Source organism: Arthrobacter caoxuetaonis, from assembly GCF_023921125.1.
Taxonomy (GTDB): domain Bacteria; phylum Actinomycetota; class Actinomycetes; order Actinomycetales; family Micrococcaceae; genus Arthrobacter_B; species Arthrobacter_B caoxuetaonis.
In genome coordinates, this window is record NZ_CP099466.1 from 1056627 (window position 1) to 1073228 (window position 16602).

12 protein-coding genes, 1 tRNA gene and 1 pseudogene are annotated in these 16602 nt (G+C 67.5%); 8 read left to right on the plus strand and 6 right to left on the minus strand.

Annotated features, from left to right (window positions below; all coding sequences use genetic code 11):
* Positions 1 to 17 precede the first annotated feature (17 nt).
* Genes NF551_RS04830 through NF551_RS04840 form a run of 3 tightly spaced genes read right to left on the minus strand, consistent with a single transcriptional unit; the run spans position 18 to position 4948 of the window.
* A complete protein-coding gene (locus tag NF551_RS04830; protein ID WP_227895112.1) occupies positions 18 to 2423 on the minus strand; it encodes a transglutaminase TgpA family protein in 2406 nt (801 codons plus the stop codon).
* Positions 2420 to 3862 carry a DUF58 domain-containing protein gene (locus tag NF551_RS04835; RefSeq protein WP_227895110.1) on the minus strand — a complete coding sequence of 481 codons (1443 nt, stop codon included), beginning with the start codon at positions 3860 to 3862 and terminating at the stop codon, positions 2420 to 2422. Before NF551_RS04835 ends, NF551_RS04830 begins: the two co-directional genes overlap by 4 nt.
* Positions 3863 to 3886: 24 nt before the next feature.
* Entirely contained in the window at positions 3887 to 4948 is a 1062-nt protein-coding gene (locus tag NF551_RS04840; RefSeq protein WP_227895108.1) for an AAA family ATPase, read from the minus strand.
* Positions 4949 to 5060: 112 nt separating this feature from the next.
* Between NF551_RS04840 and NF551_RS04845 the strand changes: the two genes are divergently transcribed.
* Together NF551_RS04845 and NF551_RS18960 are read left to right on the plus strand one after the other, a co-directional pair.
* Entirely contained in the window at positions 5061 to 5999 is a 939-nt protein-coding gene (locus NF551_RS04845) for a TatD family hydrolase (protein WP_227895106.1), read from the plus strand.
* Positions 6000 to 6273: 274 nt separating this feature from the next.
* Positions 6274 to 7401, plus strand: a complete 1128-nt coding sequence (locus NF551_RS18960; RefSeq protein ID WP_279324718.1) for a resuscitation-promoting factor — start codon at positions 6274 to 6276, stop codon at positions 7399 to 7401.
* A gap of 29 nt (positions 7402 to 7430) precedes the next feature.
* On the opposite strand, the gene NF551_RS04860 is transcribed toward NF551_RS18960, so the two are convergent.
* Entirely contained in the window at positions 7431 to 8669 is a 1239-nt protein-coding gene (locus tag NF551_RS04860; RefSeq protein WP_227895104.1) for a helix-turn-helix domain-containing protein, read from the minus strand.
* A 226-nt stretch (positions 8670 to 8895) separates the two neighbouring features.
* On the opposite strand from NF551_RS04860, the gene rsmA reads away from it, so the two are divergent.
* The 3 genes from rsmA to NF551_RS04875 are packed head-to-tail and all read left to right on the plus strand — an operon-like array spanning position 8896 to position 12604.
* Positions 8896 to 9774: a 16S rRNA (adenine(1518)-N(6)/adenine(1519)-N(6))-dimethyltransferase RsmA gene (gene rsmA / locus NF551_RS04865; protein WP_227895102.1), complete on the plus strand. Its 879-nt coding sequence runs from the start codon at positions 8896 to 8898 to the stop codon at positions 9772 to 9774.
* A complete protein-coding gene (locus tag NF551_RS04870) occupies positions 9771 to 10718 on the plus strand; it encodes a 4-(cytidine 5'-diphospho)-2-C-methyl-D-erythritol kinase (protein ID WP_227895100.1) in 948 nt (315 codons plus the stop codon). Before rsmA ends, NF551_RS04870 begins: the two co-directional genes overlap by 4 nt.
* 23 nt (positions 10719 to 10741) lie before the next feature.
* Positions 10742 to 12604, plus strand: coding sequence for an ABC-F family ATP-binding cassette domain-containing protein (locus NF551_RS04875; RefSeq protein WP_227895098.1), 1863 nt, complete (start codon positions 10742 to 10744; stop codon positions 12602 to 12604).
* An 85-nt stretch (positions 12605 to 12689) separates the two neighbouring features.
* Here NF551_RS04875 and NF551_RS19025 read toward each other — a convergent pair whose 3' ends face one another.
* Together NF551_RS19025 and NF551_RS19030 are read right to left on the minus strand one after the other, a co-directional pair.
* On the minus strand, positions 12690 to 13136 hold the full coding sequence (locus NF551_RS19025) for an NUDIX hydrolase (RefSeq protein WP_252604994.1): 447 nt from the start codon (positions 13134 to 13136) through the stop codon (positions 12690 to 12692).
* A 27-nt stretch (positions 13137 to 13163) separates the two neighbouring features.
* Positions 13164 to 13748, minus strand: a pseudogene (locus NF551_RS19030) (TetR/AcrR family transcriptional regulator); the annotation flags it as partial.
* Between the two features lie 154 nt (positions 13749 to 13902).
* Here NF551_RS19030 and NF551_RS04890 point away from each other — a divergent pair.
* The 3 genes from NF551_RS04890 (at position 13903) to NF551_RS04900 (ending at position 16551) form a co-directional block, all read left to right on the plus strand.
* Positions 13903 to 13974: transfer RNA gene (locus NF551_RS04890), tRNA-Gln, on the plus strand.
* An 85-nt stretch (positions 13975 to 14059) separates the two neighbouring features.
* Positions 14060 to 15571: a bifunctional UDP-N-acetylglucosamine diphosphorylase/glucosamine-1-phosphate N-acetyltransferase GlmU gene (glmU, locus tag NF551_RS04895; RefSeq protein ID WP_227895335.1), complete on the plus strand. Its 1512-nt coding sequence runs from the start codon at positions 14060 to 14062 to the stop codon at positions 15569 to 15571.
* Complete coding sequence (locus NF551_RS04900) at positions 15568 to 16551, plus strand: ribose-phosphate diphosphokinase (RefSeq protein WP_227895096.1); 984 nt, start codon at positions 15568 to 15570, stop codon at positions 16549 to 16551. The genes glmU and NF551_RS04900 overlap by 4 nt, the downstream gene beginning before the upstream one ends.
* Positions 16552 to 16602: the final 51 nt, after the last annotated feature.

A 16602-nucleotide genomic window follows, 5' to 3' on the forward strand; every position in this document is an offset into this window, starting at 1 on the left:
GACCGGTTTCCGGGACGTCATCTCCTCCGGGCACGCCCCAGCGAGGCAGGGAAGAACATGGCACGCAGCCGGGTCCCCAGCGGCGCTGAAGCCCCCAGTGCGCGGGCCACGGACTCGACGTCGGACCACGTGGACTGGACTGTGGCAACCCGCTGCGCAGACCCTGCTCCGGTGCCGGTGCCGGTGCCGGTGCCGGTGCCGGATCTGGGCGCCGGGGCAGCGTAGGCCTCGGTTTCGTAGGCCCGGCGCAGCCGTTGCAACGCCGCTGCCGCGGTCCCGGTGAGCCCGGCCTCGGTCACCAGCCGGTCCGCGTAGGACCGCGGGGTGTCCGCTGTCATGGCGTGGTATCCGTAGTCCTGGCCCAGGTCCGTGGCTTCCGCCCATGCCAGCCGGGCACCGCCGGAGGAACCATGGGTGCTGCGGCGCAGCCGGGTCCGGCGACGCCGCAGTGCCCACGGCGCCAGTACGGCTGCTGCGGCCACGAGCACTGCGATTCCGACGCCGGCTACCGGCGCACCGCCGGTTTCAACGGGTTCTTCAGGAACAGTTTCGGGGCCCGGGGCAGGGCTGGACGGGGCAGGCGCCGGGATCGCGGCACCGAGGCCGCGCGGGTCATTGTCCGCCTGGATCGCGGACGCTGCGTTAGCTTGCCGGGGGATGGCATAAGTGGGTACGACACCCCGGGACGGGGTCGGCTCAAAACGCACCCAGCCAACACCTTCGAAGTAGAGCTCGGGCCAGGCATGGGCGTCGCGGGAATCGACCGCATACTCGTCCAATTCCTGCCCGTCAGGTCCCGCAGCCGTCTGGTTGGTGGAACGCCCGGGTGCGTAGCCAAGGCCCATCCGGCTGGGAATGCCGACTTCGCGCGCCATCACGGCCATTGCCGAAGCGAAGTGCACGCAGTAGCCGGAGCGCTGTTCCAGGAACCGGGCAAGAACGTCCATCCCGTTGCCGTCGTAACCGCCTTCAACAGGCGCGTCGAGGGAATAGCTGAACTGCGGGCCGCGGAGGAAGGACTGCAGCGCCAGGGCCTGGTCATAGGGAGTGTCCTTGCCGGACGCGGCCTCGCGGGCGGTATCCCGGATGATCTGCGGGAGATCGTCCGGAAGCTCGGTGAAAATCCCGTCCACGGCGTCCGCCGGGGCCGGCTGCACTGCCGACAGCCTTTCGCTGGTCACCGTGGGCACAGAGCTGCGGACCTCATACCCGGACTGACCCTGGGCGCTGCCATCTGCCGAGAGGAGGGTCATCGTGGACGGATCCCAGGTCCATGCCCCGGCTGCCCCGGAGATCGAAGACGGGGAGTACGGCGCCAGCAGCCAGGGGCTGGCGTAGGACTGCGAGGCAATGAGCGTCGTCGTTACGGTGGTTTCGATTTCGGGGCCGGCCGGTTCCCGGGGGATCATCGCTCCAGTTCCGACGCGCCGCTCCTCCGAGCGCGTGTCCGGCGCCCAGCGGCTGCCGGAAAAGTCCTCAAGCGTCGTGGAACGGAGGTACAGCGGGCGGGTGGAGTCCGTGGCGTAGGTGATGCGGCCGGTCGCGGTGGGTTGGCGCAGGTCGTTCCCGAGGGTGACCACGGGGTTGAGTCCAGTGGCCCCGGCGAAGAAATCCATCCGTGCGCCCTGCGGAAAAGCACCCGTGTTGAAGCCCGGTATTGCCAGGGGCACCAGCAAGGCAGCGAGTACGGCGCCCGCCCCGATCCCCAGGGCTCCCGCTGCATGGGCGTTGGAAGGCCGGTTTTTCGTGCCGTCTTTCGTTCGGTTTACCGTGCGGCCGGTGCCTGCTGCACGCTCCTCCCAGACCCCGGCGGCCAGGACCAGCAGGAAGCCGGACGCTGCAGCAGCGAAACCGGCCGCGCCTACACTCTGGGGTTTGATGATCGCCGGAACCAGCAGGATCGTGAGGAGGCCCAAACCGCTGGCTGCAGGCATCCGCAGGGTTACTGCCAGGGTATCGACCAGGACCGTGACCAGGCCGATGGCCAGGCAGGCGATGAAAACGACGCCGGCATCCGGGACCACGGGAATGACCTGCGTGATCACTACACTCTGCGCCTCTGCCAGCAGGGTTTCCGCCCGGGCCAGGGTGGCGGCCGTAGGGATGACGCCCAGGAAACTGTCCTCCGAGGAAAAAACGAGTGTCAGGGACATGGCGAGCACCACAAGCCCGGCCGCCGGTACAAGGACCGTGGGCAGCAGCAAGTACCGTGCAAAGGCCATCGACGTCGACACCGCCACGACAATGAAGGCGAGGGGCCACATCCAGGCCAGGCCTTCCAATACGCCCTGCACGCTGAACGCACACAGCAGAACTGCCGCGGCCGCTGCAGCCGAGGTCATCAGCTGGGCTGAGCCGGTGCGGGGCCTGCGGGTGCCGGGATCCTGCGGCCGCTGCCGGGGCCGGGTCGCCGTTGCCGTCATCGTCCGCCTCCCAACTGAACCGTCCGCTGGCCGGCAGGCGGAGTCTCCGACCAGACGGAGGCCAGCGGCCGGGACGGGGCGACAGCCACCGCGCTCCAGCCTGCCTCCCGAAGGACAGTCAGTGCTGGTGCCGCGGCAGCCGGGCGGTCGCAGACCAGGAGGGCAACGGCTGCGGGGGCCAGCTCCCCGGTCGGTGCCAGCCGGCGGGCATCGGCTTCCGTCAGGGCCCCGGTGACGACGACGAGGGGGCCGCGCTGCGTTTGGCTGAGGAGGGCCTCCGTGAGGACGTCGCCGAATAGGCCGCGGACACCCGGAGCCTGCTGCGGACCGGTCCAGGCCTGGGCCCCTCCCGGGACGCCGGATGTACGGCGCCGGAGTAGTTTCGCTGCCTGCGGCTCCGGCGCGCCTGCGCCCGGCGCTTCGAGGCCCAGGGCCGCCAGTCCTTCTCCCAGATCCTCGATTCCGCCGGGACCGGTGAAGGTGTCCGTCCCGGGGTCCACGGCAGAAGGCGACCGGGCGAGGCCGGGCCGGGCAAGGACATCAAGGACACGCACGGCAAAACCGTGCTCCATCAGGTGCGCGCCAATGGACATGACTGCCGAGACAGCCCATTCGAAGGACTCGGAGCTTGCCGGGGCGGAACCATCGGCTGCCTCTGCCCAGAACGGTGAGAGGAACCCGGTGTCGTAACAGGATTCACGCTGGTCCAGGATGAGCGTCGCCCGCGGGGTGGTCACCGGCTCCTCCTGGCGGACCATCAGCTCGCCGTGCCGGGCAGTGGCCGACCAGTGCACCCGCCGCATGGGATCCCCATGCCGGTACTCCCTGGTGGTCACGTCGTCCTGGCTGGCGACCCCCTGCAAACGGGCAGCGACGGGCCCGTCTGATCCGCGCAACCCCTCGAGAACCCCTGCCGGAAGCTCAGCGGGCGCCGGCTTGACGATCAGCGGGTCCGTTCCGCCGATGGTGTGGCGCAGCAGGGCCAGTCCGAAGGGGTCCTGGAATCCGGCGCTGACCGGGCCGATCCGGTACATGCCGCGCCTGGAGGAGCGCAGCCGGTATTCATATCTGCTGGTTCCCCGGGGGTCCGTCCGGCTTGCCGGGAACCGGAACTGCGGGCTCGCGCCAAATCGGGGAGGCAGTTCCTCCTGCATTTTTGCCGATGCCGTGAAGGGCCGGACTGGAGTCACGGACAGGGAGATGTTGACGGCGGTCCCGGTCTGCGCCGTGGCCGGGGCGAAGGTGCGCTCCACAGTCAAGGCCGGACGAAGGAGCCGAAGGGCCAATGCGGCGGCCAGGGGGAGCAGGATCAGGAACACTGCCAGCAGGAGAAGATCGCGGCGTCCGAGTACCTGCGCGCTGAGGAGTGCAACGACGCCGGCCGCGGCCAGTGCCCAGCCGCGGCTGGTGAGCATACGCGTACTGACTTTGGACTGCATGGCCCTCCTCGGGCGGGCTGGCGGTTACGGCCGGGCGGCGGAAAGCTGGGCGCCGGGAGGCCGGGGGACCGGCACCTTCGCCAGGATGGCCTGCAGTACGGTCGCGGGAGTCTCCCCGGCGCCGAGTGCCTTGCGTTCCAGGATCAGGCGGTGGGGAAGAACTGCGCCGGCAAGCTGGGCGACGTCGTCGGGAAGGACAAAGTCGCGCCCGTCCAGGGCTGCGCGGGCCTTGGAAGCCCGCAGGAGCTGCAGCAGGGCCCGCGGGCTTGCCCCGAGGCGGATCTGCGGGTGATCCCTGGTGGCGGCTCCGATAGCCACCGTGTATTCCTTGACCGCGGCGGAGACATAGACATCCCGGACCCGCGCCGTCATGGCAGCGATGTCGCGGGCGGTGGCCACCGGAACAACCGCATCCAGCGGCGATACCGACTGGTGGGTCTCGAGCATCTCCATTTCCGATGCCGTGTCCGGGTAGCCCAGCGAGATCCGCGCCATGAACCTGTCCCTCTGGGCCTCGGGGAGCGCGTAGGTGCCCTCCATTTCCAGCGGATTCTGCGTGGCCACGACCATGAAGGGTTCGGCCAGCCGGTACGTCCCGCCGTCGACTGTTACCTGGCGCTCTTCCATGCACTCCAGGAGCGCGGACTGGGTCTTCGCGGAGGCACGGTTGATTTCATCACCGATGACGATGTTGGCGAAAACCGGGCCCTGTCGAAACTCGAAGCGGTGGGCATCCTGGTTATAGATGGACACCCCGGTGACATCCGACGGGAGCAGGTCCGGGGTGAACTGGATGCGCGTCACGGAACAGTCCACTGCGCGTGCCAGGGTTTTGGCGAGCATCGTCTTACCGACTCCGGGGACATCTTCCAGCAGGACGTGTCCCTCGGCGAGCAACACCGTCAGGACCAGGCGGGAGGCTTCTTCCTTGCCGTCGATCACCGAGTTGATGGCACCCAGGATCCTGGTGCTGGCCGCCAGGAACGTGTCCTCTGCCGTGCCTGTTCCGGCTCCGGACAGCGGAGCAAGCCCGGAGCCCGGCGCATCAAGACCAGCGGTGGCAGCAGACGTGTCTCGAGCGTCCATGAAAACCTTCCAGGCTACGGAGGACACAGCCGCGGCACTCGCTAACGAGGGCACGGCTGGCGGTTGGGCACATATGTACGTACAGGGTACAAGCTCACTTAGGCTTAAAGACATGACTATCGACGGCGGCTATGTTCCGGGGCAGATACCGCAGACCTACCAGCCGCAGCCTCCGGCCGGGGACGGGACCGAAGGGTCCCGCCCGGGGAAGGCATTCGGTCCGGCACCGGAACCGCTGCCCGTGCCCGTCCCCGATAACCACACCCACCTGGACTACGGTGCACCCGGTGCCGTGGGGATCTCCGCTGCGCTGGATGCCGCGGCCGCCGCCGGAGTCAGCGGTGCCGTGCAGGTGGGAACGGACCTGGAGTCTTCCCGGGCCGCTGCACGCCTGGCCCACGAGGACCACAGGCTGCTCGCTGCCGTGGCAATCCATCCCAACGATGCGCCGGAGCTGGCCGCTGCCGGAACCCTTGAGGATGCCCTTGCCGAGATTGAGTCCCTGGCCCAGCTGCCGAGGGTCCGGGCGGTGGGAGAAACCGGTCTGGACTATTTCCGCACCGGGCCTGAAGGCGTGGGTGCCCAGCACTACTCATTCCGGCGCCATATCGACATTGCCCGCCGCACGGGCACCGCTCTGCAGATCCACGACCGCGATGCGCACGATGACGTCGTCAAGGTCCTGGCGGAAGAAGCCGAACCGCACGCCGTCGTGTTCCACTGCTTCTCCGGAGACGCCGGCCTTGCCCGCATCTGCAATGAAAAGGGCTGGTACATGTCCTTCGCGGGAACAGTCACTTTCCGCAACGCCGAGGGTATCCGCGATGCGCTCGCGATCGCTGAGCCGGAACTGGTCCTGGTGGAAACGGACGCACCGTTCCTGACCCCGCACCCCTACCGCGGCAGGAGCAACGCCAGCTACATGATCCCGTACACCGTGCGGGCCATGGCCGAGGTCCGCGGCGCGGAGCTGGACTCCTTTTGCGCCTCACTCAGCGCGAATACCGAACGCGTCTACGGCAGCTGGGACCAGGGCAGCCTGCCGGTGTGACGGCCCGGAACCGGGTGCTGTAACGAAAGTCACAGGTCAGGGCCCGGTTTGCCCGCAGATCACGGTTCGGTTACGGTAGGGACCTATTAGCCGGGGTCGGGGAAGGCTGCCGGACTGATACCACTTCTGCAATGCTGTGTGCCCCTGCCTCCCGGCGGAGTGCGCAGACGCAAAGCGGTCCCTGCCTGCACCCGCCGGCGCTCCGTGAGACCCGGAGTACGCCCGGCTTGTGCCATGTCCCCGTGCCCGGGAGCTGTAAAAGTTTGGAATTGGCGTGGCAACTTCTTTCGTGAGGCGCGGGCTCAAACTCGGCGGCCAGGCCGCCGTCATGGTGGCCCTCATCCTGGGGCTCGTGGCCTTTGTCGGCACCAACAAGTCCGTCGTCCTGAAAGTGGACGGCGAATCCAGCGACATCCTGACCTTCGGCGGCACCGTTGAGGACGTCCTGGAAAAGGCCGACATCCAGCTGGCTGCGGCGGACCTCGTTGTTCCCGCTCCCGGCACCGAGGTGCAGGACGGCACCACGATCGAAGTCATCACTGCCAAGACCGTTGACGTGAACGTCGACGGCACAGGCCACACCATCCAGACCACCGGAGCGACGGTCGCCGACCTGGTCTCCGAACTCCGGGTCTCGACAAAGTCATCCCTCTCCGCCTCGCTGGACACTTCGCTCACCAAGCTGACCGGGCTCTCCATCTCCACCCCCAAGTCAGTCCTGCTGGTAGCAGACGGCAAAACCACTCAGGTTGAGACCACGGCCGGCACGGTCCGCGAACTTCTCCAGGAGACCGGCACCGAGCTTGCTCCGGCGGACCGGATCTCGGTTCCTGTCCGCGCGGACATCACTGACGGCATGGTCCTTAAAGTCACCCGCGTCCTGACCGGTTCCCAGGACACCGTCACCGAAGCTGTCCCCTACGAGACCCGTTCGGTCGAGGACCCGGAACTCTTCGAAGGCGAAAAGAACGTCACGGCAGCCGGTGTCCCGGGCGAACGCACGCTCGTCTTCAACACGGTCATCCTCGACGGACGCGAAGTCAGCAGGAGCCTGGCCAGCGAAACACTCAACGTGGCACCGGTTGCGGAGACCGTAGCCGTAGGGACCAAGAAGCGTCCCGCGCCGGCTGCGCCGGCTGGAGGCACCGCGCCGGCCGGAGGCACCTGGGCAGCGCTCGCCCAGTGCGAGTCCGGCGGAAACTGGCACATCAACAGCGGCAACGGCTACTACGGCGGACTCCAGTTCAGCACGCAGAGCTGGATCGGAGCCGGAGGCGGCGCCTACGCCCCCGTAGCGAGCGACGCGACACCCGAGCAGCAGATTGCCGTCGCGGAGAACCTCCGCGCGAACGGCGGCTGGGGTCACTGGCCCTCCTGCGCGCGGAAGCTCGGACTCCTCTAGGCCCGGCCGGCCGGACCACTGAATCCGCATCAGCCCTGGCAGTCCTGGACAAGGGACTCTGCCAGGGCTGATGCATGTCCGGAACGGTCCATTGCACCGGCCCTGAGGAACAGGGCAACACTCTCCTGCAGGCGCTCGGCTGCCTGCCGGCTCTCGCCGAGTGACGCCAGGCTGATGCCCAGTTGAAGGGCAACCTCTGCTGCTGTCTGCGGCGCCAGCCGCTCCCGCTCGGCGTACGCCTGGGACAGGAGGATGACCGCTTCGACGTTGTTCCCCCGCAGGTGCTGCCAGCGGCCGCGTGAGTGGAGCAGGTCCAGGGTGTCGGATGAGGATTCACCGACGACGGCGAGAGCCGCCTGCGCTCTTTGCATACAGTCCAGCGTCATGTCATCGTGCAGGCCCGAGGAGAGCCGCATGCTCGCCGATGCCTTGTTGAAGGAGGCCCAGAGCTCAAGGTCCTGCCGGGGGCTGAGAAGCGTGGCGGCCCGCTGGTGGAACGCCTGGCCGCCTGTGCTGTCACCGCGCCGGAAAGCCACGTTTCCAACCGTCCAGAAACCCTTGCCTGCTGCGGTGGCATCAGGCACCGTGTCGAGCAGCGGGAGCAGCAGGACGCGGCAGATCTCCCAGGCTTCCGCCACCTTCCCGCTTTCGGTCAGGGCAGCTGCCAGGCACTGGTACGCCTCAAGAAGGACCACGCCGCCTTTGGCAGGGGCCCCCTCGGCTGCCGCGACTGCCGCCTTCGCCTGGCTGACAGCCTGGGCCAGGTTGCCTGAGCCCTGATACGCCGTTGCCAGAAGTGCCCGGGCACGGGCGCGAAGCGGGTCCCGCCTCAGGGCCAGCGGGTGCCGTGCCAGCAGCTGCGCCTGCTGGATGCATCCGGCATAGTTCTCCAATTTGAGCTGGGAGCGTGCGGCGAGGAAGGACAGGTCCCACCATTCGTCCACGTCCTGTTCAGCCAATGCGGCGGCTGCCCCGGCCAGAGCCTGATCCAGGCAGTGCCGGTAGCTCCGTTCGTCCCACGACTGGGAGGCGCTCAGCGAGAGGTAGAGCGCACTCGCTGTTCCGCCCGGCCGCCGGAGGGCGCCCGGGGCTGCTGCAAGCTGCTGCACAAAGTGTTGGATCGCGCCGGGTCCCGGTTCCCGGCGTCCGGCTTCAAGCAGTGAAACGTCGCGCTCACGCAGCATCGGCGCAGCCAGTTCGGCACGGCTGAGGAAGCGACCCCGCCGTGCAGTCCTAAGCTTTTCGCCAAAGGTTTTGCCCATCGCCATATCCGCCGTTCGCCTTGGTGCGGCAGACTTAAGTCCGCCAAGGCTCGAATGCTACCGGCGGGTGTTAAGCCGCGGGAGAGCAAAAGGGACAACCGAGGAGGAATCGCATGAACACGTACCCCATGCATCCGGTGCAGTGCTCGAGGACGCGGGTTGGGGACTGGCCCGACTAGGCGAAAGGTCCTTGGACACCGGAGAAGCAGGGCTCTGGCGCTAGTATTAGGCAGTGACTGATTCCGTTTCGACGCCCGCTTCCCGGCCCAAGCCGCTCCTCGGCGCCACCGATATCCGGGCGCTGGCCGAGGAACTCGATGTCCGCCCCACAAAAACCCTCGGACAGAACTTCGTCATCGACGGGAACACCATCCGCAGGATTGTTGCGGCGGCGTCGCTGGACCCGGAGGAAACCGTCCTGGAGGTTGGACCCGGACTGGGATCCCTGACCCTCGGCCTCCTGGATGCGGCCCGCGAGGTGGTCGCCGTCGAGATTGATCCGGTACTGGCTGGACGGCTCCCCGAGACCGTCCGCACCTGGCGTCCGGCGGAAGCACAGAACCTGCATGTGGTCCTGGCCGATGCCATGCGGGTGACCGAACTGCCCGCGGAGCCCACCGCCCTGGTCGCGAATCTTCCCTACAATGTTGCCGTTCCCGTGGTGCTGCACCTTCTGGAGAACTTTCCAAGCCTGCGCCACGGCCTGGTCATGGTGCAGGACGAAGTTGCCGACAGGCTGGCGGCGAAGCCGGGCTCCAAGACGTACGGCGTGCCCTCGGTCAAGGCAGCCTGGTACGGGACCATGCGCAAGGCCGGCGTAATCGGGATGAACGTCTTCTGGCCTGCACCGAAGATTGCCTCCGGCCTGGTCGGGTTTGAGCGGCACACGCCGCCGGACACGACCGCCAGCAGGGAGGAAGTGTTCGCCGTCATTGATGCGGCCTTTGCCCAGCGCCGGAAGACGCTGCGCGCGGCCCTTGCCGGCTGGGCCGGGAGCCCGGCGGAGGCCGAGCGGGCGCTTCGGGCTGCCGGAGTCGACCCCAGTGCCCGCGGTGAGGTGCTGGATATCCATGCCTACACCCGGATCGCGGAGGCGCGGCACGCAGCATGAGCATCCCGGGCATCCACACGGCGAGCGTCAGCGCGCCCGGAAAGATCAACGTTTCCCTGCAGGTGGGGCCGCTCCGTAAGGATGGCTACCACTCCGTGGCCAGCGTTTATCTGGCAGTGAGCCTGCTGGAGGACGTCCGGGCCACTGCGGGGCAGTCCGGAATCACTGTTGCCGTTGAAGGCGGCGGACCGCTGCGGATCCCCGTGGACGGCATCCCGCTGGGACCGGATAACCTCGTGGCCCGTGCGGCTGCGGAGCTGGCGCACCGGACCGGCCGCCGGGACCCGGCCGTGGATTTGCTGATCACCAAGCGGGTTCCCGTTGCCGGCGGCATGGGAGGCGGGTCCGCGGATGCGGCCGCTGCCCTCATGGCGTGCAACTCCTTGTGGGGAACCGGCCTCTCACACACCGAGCTGGCCTCGATTGCTTCCGGTCTCGGCGCGGACGTGCCGTTCGCCCTTGCCGGGGGAGCCGCCGTCGGGCTGGGGGTTGGAGACCAGCTGACCCCGCTGGACGCGGAAGCGTCCCTGCATTGGGTGCTGGTCGCTTCCTCGATCGGGCTGTCCACGCCGGGGGTGTACCGGCGGCTGGATGAACTGCGTGCGGGCAGAAACATCCCCGAACCAGCTGCAGCCGATCCCCGGGTCCTGGAAGCAGTCCGGTCCGGGAACGCTGCCGCGCTGGCCGGCGTTATCCATAACGACCTGCAGGCTGCCGCACTGTCACTGGCGCCCCAGCTGGCACCTGTGCTGGACCGGGGACGGGAACTGGGTGCACTCGCCGGGATCGTGTCCGGATCCGGCCCCACCCTTGCTTTCCTGGCCGGCGGCGCGGCGGCAGCTGCGGACCTCGAATCGGCCCTGCGTGCCGAGGGGCACAACGCCCTTGCCGTGCACGGCCCGGCCCGCGGTGCGGAAGTCACCGCCCCGGCTGACATCACCTGAACCACCGACGAAAGTAGCTCCGATTGGCACACCTGCTTGGCGCTGAAAACCTCAGCATCGCCTTTGGCACCCGCACCATCCTGGACGGCGTCTCGCTGGGACTGGACCAGGGCGACCGGATCGGCATGGTGGGACGCAACGGCGACGGCAAATCGACCTTGATGCGCCTCCTCGCAGAGCGGCAGACGCCCGACGGCGGCAGGGTCACCCGCCGCCGCGACGTCACCGTGGGATACCTGGACCAATCCGATGTGCTCGACGGCGAACTCACCGTTGGACGCGCGATCGTCGGTGATGCCGCGGACCACGAATGGGCTTCCAACCCGCGGATCCGCGACGTCATGAGCGGGCTGGTCCAGGAAGTGGACTGGAACGCCAAGGTTTCCTCGCTTTCCGGCGGGCAGAAGCGGCGTGTCGCCCTCGCCAAGCTGCTGATGGGGGACGACGACGTCGTCATGCTGGATGAGCCAACCAACCACCTCGACGTCGAAGGCGTCGCCTGGCTGGCCCGGCACCTGAAGCAGCGCTGGCGCGCCACCGACGGCGCGCTGCTGGTGGTCACCCACGACCGCTGGTTCCTTGACGAAGTCTGCACCCGGACCTGGGAAGTGCACGACGCCGTCGTCGATCCCTTCGACGGCGGTTATGCCGCGTATGTGCTGGCCCGGGCCGAACGCGACCGCACGGCGGCCGTCGTTGAGGGCAAACGGCAGCAGCTGATCAAGAAGGAACTCGCCTGGCTGCGCCGCGGCGCACCGGCCCGGACATCCAAGCCGAAGTTCCGGATCGAGGCCGCCAACACCCTGATCGCCGATGTTCCCGAGCCCCGGGACACCCTCTCGCTGAACAAGATGGCCACGGCGCGGCTGGGCAAGGACGTGCTGGACCTTGAGTCGGTCTCACTGACCCTGGGGGACACCGAACTCTTCCGCAATATCACCCTGCGCCTTGCTCCCGGCCAGCGGCTGGGAATCGTGGGTGTGAACGGCGCCGGCAAAACCACCCTGCTGCGCCTGCTCAACGGAACAGTGGAACCCACGTCGGGCCGGCTCAAGCGCGGCAAGACCGTGCAGACGGCTGTCCTCACCCAGGAGGTGCGGGAGCTGGATGAAGTCGCGGACCTGCGCGTTATCGAGGTCATCGAGAAGGAAAAGCGGGTCTTCAACGTTGGCGGACGCGAGTTGTCCGCCGGTCAGCTGGTGGAACAGCTGGGCTTCAGCTCCCAGCGCCAGTGGACACCGGTCCGCGAGCTTTCCGGCGGAGAACGCCGGCGGCTGCAGCTGCTCCGCCTGCTGGTGGGGGAGCCGAACGTGCTGATGCTGGATGAACCGACCAACGACCTGGACACCGACACCCTCGCAGCCGTCGAAGACGTGCTGGACGGCTGGCCTGGAACCCTGGTGGTGGTCTCGCACGACCGGTACCTGCTCGAACGCGTCACGGATACCCAGATGGCGCTGCTCGGTGACGGCAAGCTCCGGGACCTGCCCGGCGGCGTCGACCAGTACCTTGAGCTGCGCGAAGCAGCGCTGGCTTCCGGAGGAGCGGGCGGCGGAGGGGCCTCGCAGGCCACCCGCGCGGCGCAGGCCGGTGCCTCCCGTCCGGATGCTGCCCACGGAAGCGCCACGGCCACGGCCGTGGCAGGCAGCCTGTACTCCGAGGCGGACAAGCGTACGGCGCGGAAGGACCTCACCCGGATTGAGCGGCAGCTGAACAAGCTGGCCGCGCAGGCCGACAAGGTCCATGAGCAGATGAATGCCGAAACTGCCGGCGGCAACCCCGACTTCGAACGGCTGGCAGACCTGAACGCCAAGCTCAAGGCCGTTGCTGCCGAGCAGGAGGAACTGGAAATGGAGTGGCTCGAGGCTTCGGAGATCCTGGAATAACCTCCATCGAGATGACAGAAACTGCCCGTATCGGCGCTGAAACGGGCAGTTTCTGCTATTTCGGTGAGAGGGAAAGCTGCAGGGGTTAGCCGTCGACGCCGGGGGCCGGGTTTTCCTGGGCCAGCAGCTGGGGCAGCACGTGATCGCGCAGCAGCGGGGAAATGTCGTTGCGGGCGAAGGCCTCCGCCGGGGTCAGCCAGAGGGTTTCCTCGATTTCCGCGGCAGCCTGGGGTGCCTTGGCAGCACCGCTTCCAAACGGACCCGGAACGTTCAGCCCAAAGAGGCCGGCATCGATGAACGTATTGGCTTCATTCGCAGCGGGCCCGTACCAGCGGCCAATGTCGGACAAATCCTCCGGCGCAACGTCGAGCCCCAATTCCTCATTAACCTCGCGCGCAGCGGCAGTACGGAAATCTTCACCAGGTTCAAGCTTGCCGCCGGGCTGCATGAAGCGGCGGGTGCCGCGTTTGCGGACCAGCAGGATGCGCCCCTCGCTGTCCCGCAGCAGGACTGCCGAAAGGGTCAGGACCACAGGCGCTCCGGCTCCGGGAATGTAGCCCAGTGCGGGTTCCTTCTGCAGGCCGGTGAGTCCGTTCCAGGACAGGTTCACCAGATGCGCGGCCACCGTCGCCTTGTCCGGAGAACGCGCATCCAGCCACCACTGCCCGGTCATCGCGACCATGCCCACCAGCATCTGGGCATACATTCCGCCGACTTCGGCGCTGAGGCCGCGGCTGCCGAATTCCTTGGAGAGAATGTGCTCCACGTCTGCGGCGATGCGCGAGAGCAGCGTGGAGAAGGTGCCTTCGGGCTGGGACGGAGGAGCATCGCGGACCAGGATGCGGAAACCGTCAGTGTGGTTTTCGATGTAGTCCAGGAGTGCATAGGCGGCCCGCTCCAGCAGGACGCGGGGACCGGCGTCGGCGCCCAGTGCCTCGGTGATGGCAGTAAGGAGCCGGTCGAATTCGGTGTCGACAACCTCCGTGTACAGGGCTTCCTTGGAACCGAAGTGTTCATAGACCACGGGTTTGGAGACTCCGGCGCCGGCGGCGATGTCCTCGATCGTGGCACCCTCAAGTCCGCGCAGTGCGAAGAGGGAACGGGCGACGCCGATCAGCTGGGCCCTCCGCTGGATACCGGTCATGCGGGGCCTGGAGCGCGCCGCTGTTATTCTCGCCACTGTCCCAGTCTACGCATTCCCGCGCCGGCACCCCCGGCGGCCGGCGCTGGCCCAAGTCGCGGACGAGCCCGAAGACGTGGCAAACTTGACTCTTGTGTGCAGCCGGCGCTGCATACTTTCCGCCCTGGTGTAACGGCAGCACCCCGGCCTTTGGAGCCGTGGAGTATAGGTTCGAATCCTATGGGCGGAACGCAAAGGCGGCAGCCTCAACCTGGGGCAGGGAGCATCGCCCCGACCCCCTTCCGGACAACGTGTAGGAGCGCTTTTTCGTGAGCATGCAGGAACCGCAAAGTACCGGAACGAAGACCGAAGCCGGTCCGGCCGCCGTAATTGTCCTGGCCGCCGGGGCAGGCACCCGGATGAAGTCACGCCTCCCGAAGATCCTGCATCCCGTAGGCGGCGTTTCCATGGTCGGCCACGCACTGAACGCGGCCCAGGCGCTGCACCCGCGCACCCTCGCCGTCGTGGTTCGCCATGAACGCGAGCAGGTCGCGGAACACGTTGGCACGCAGCAGCCGGGAGCCCTGATCGTTGACCAGGACGACGTCCCGGGAACCGGCCGGGCAGTCCAGGCCGCCGTCGAAGCCATTGACGCCCTCACCCCGCTGGAAGGAACCGTCGTCGTGACTTACGGCGACGTGCCGCTGCTGGAAGCGGCCACCCTGCGCGAGCTGGTGGCAGTGCACAACGTGGACTCCAACGCCGTCACCGTCCTCACTGCCCGTGTTGAGGACCCCACCGGCTACGGCCGGGTACTGCGGGCCGAAGACGGAACCGTCACCGGAATCGTGGAGCAGAAGGATGCCACTGCCGAGCAGTTGGCCGTGAACGAAATTAACTCCGGCATCTACGCGTTCGACGCCGCTGTGCTGCGTTCGGCCCTGGCGGGGGTCAGCACGGACAACGCCCAGGGCGAGATGTACCTGACCGACGTCCTGGCCATTGCCCGGGCGGCAGGCGGCCGGGTTGCCGCCGTTGTCACCACGGATCAGTGGCAGGTCGAGGGCGCGAACGACCGCGTGCAGCTCGCAGCCCTGAACGCCGAGCACAACCGGCGGAACCTGGAGCGCTGGATGCGTGCCGGCGTGACCGTCGTGGACCCGGCAGCCACCTGGATCGATTCCACCGTCACCCTGGACGAGGACGTGACGATCCTGCCCGGCACCCAGCTGCACGGCACCACCACGGTGGCTCGCGACGCCGTCGTCGGCCCGGACACCACTCTCACCAACGTCAGCATCGGCGAGGGCGCCAAGGTGGTCCGCACCCACGGCTCTGACGCCGTGATCGGGGCAGGAGCCGACGTCGGGCCCTTCGCCTACCTGCGCCCGGGAACCCGGCTGGGGGAGCGGGGCAAGATCGGCACGTTCGTGGAAACCAAGAACGCGACCATCGGTACCGGTTCCAAGGTTCCGCACCTTTCCTATGTGGGGGACGCCACCATCGGCGAGCACTCGAACATTGGCGCAGCCTCCGTCTTCGTCAACTACGACGGCGTAAACAAGCACCACACCACGGTCGGATCGCACGTGCGGATGGGCAGCGACAACATGTACGTGGCGCCCGTCACCGTGGGGGACGGGGCGTACAGTGGAGCTGGAACGGTGATCCGCAAGGACGTTCCGGCGGGCTCGCTGGCCATCAACGTGGCGCCCCAGCGCAACCTCGAGAACTGGGTGCCGGCCAACCGTCCCGGCTCCGCTGCAGCGCAGGCCGCCGAGCGCGCCCAGACACAGACTTCCCTCTCCGGTACTGATATCCCCACGCGAGAAAGCGAACAGTCATGAGCAGCGTAATCACCGCACAAGGTGAAAAAAGGCTTGTCCTAGCCACAGGACGGGCACACCCTGAGCTGGCGGAGGAAGTGGCCAAGTGCCTCGACACGGAGCTGCTGCCTCTGGCTGCCTATGACTTCGCCAACGGCGAGATCTATGTGCGTCCGGGCGAGAGCGTGCGCGGCAAGGATGTTTTTGTTATCCAGGCCCACCCGGCACCGCTGAACAACTGGCTGATGGAACAGCTGATCATGATCGACGCGCTCAAGCGCGCTTCGGCCCAGCGCATCACCGTGGTTTCCCCGTTCTACCCCTACGCCCGCCAGGACAAGAAGGGCCGCGGCCGCGAGCCGATCTCCGCCCGTCTGGTGGCGGACCTGTACAAGACCGCCGGCGCAGACCGCATCATGAGCGTTGACCTGCACACCTCGCAGATCCAGGGCTTCTTCGACGGCCCCGTTGACCACCTGATGGCCATCCCGCTGCTGGCTGACTACATCCGCACCCGCGTGGACGTCGCCAACGTCACCGTGGTTTCCCCGGACACCGGCCGGGTCCGCGTTGCCGAGCAGTGGGCCGAGCGCCTCGGCGGCGCCCCGCTGGCCTTCGTGCACAAGAGCCGCGACCTCACCGTCCCGAACCAGGCCGTCTCCAAGCAGGTTGTAGGCCAGATTGAAGGCCGCACCTGCGTCCTGATCGATGACATGATCGACACCGGCGGAACGATCGCCGGCGCCGTGCGCGTGCTGAAGGAGGCCGGTGCAAAGGACGTCATCATCGCGGCCACCCACGCTGTGTTCTCCGATCCGGCTGCACGCACCCTGGCCGAGTCCGGCGCCCGCGAGGTCGTCGTCACGAATACCCTGCCGATCCCGGTCAACAAGCGCTTCGAGCAGCTGACCGTGCTCTCGATCGCACCGCTGATCGCCCGCGCGATCCGTGAGGTCTTCGAAGACGGTTCAGTCACGAGTCTGTTCGACGGCAAGGCCTAGCCTCCCGCGTTCCCTTTTCATCGAGAGGCCAGTTACGGCCGGTTTGAGCGC

What these genes read in the sequence shown, in the direction of transcription:
- NF551_RS04860 (WP_227895104.1), bottom strand. Translation starts at nt 8,669, where the DNA reads ATGGCGATGGGCAAAACCTTTGGCGAAAAGCTTAGGACTGCACGGCGG.
- NF551_RS04845 (WP_227895106.1), top strand. Translation starts at nt 5,061, where the DNA reads ATGACTATCGACGGCGGCTATGTTCCGGGGCAGATACCGCAGACCTAC.
- NF551_RS04840 (WP_227895108.1), bottom strand. Translation starts at nt 4,948, where the DNA reads ATGGACGCTCGAGACACGTCTGCTGCCACCGCTGGTCTTGATGCGCCG.
- glmU (WP_227895335.1), top strand. Translation starts at nt 14,060, where the DNA reads ATGCAGGAACCGCAAAGTACCGGAACGAAGACCGAAGCCGGTCCGGCC.
- NF551_RS04835 (WP_227895110.1), bottom strand. Translation starts at nt 3,862, where the DNA reads ATGCAGTCCAAAGTCAGTACGCGTATGCTCACCAGCCGCGGCTGGGCA.
- NF551_RS04900 (WP_227895096.1), top strand. Translation starts at nt 15,568, where the DNA reads ATGAGCAGCGTAATCACCGCACAAGGTGAAAAAAGGCTTGTCCTAGCC.
- NF551_RS04870 (WP_227895100.1), top strand. Translation starts at nt 9,771, where the DNA reads ATGAGCATCCCGGGCATCCACACGGCGAGCGTCAGCGCGCCCGGAAAG.
- NF551_RS04830 (WP_227895112.1), bottom strand. Translation starts at nt 2,423, where the DNA reads ATGACGGCAACGGCGACCCGGCCCCGGCAGCGGCCGCAGGATCCCGGC.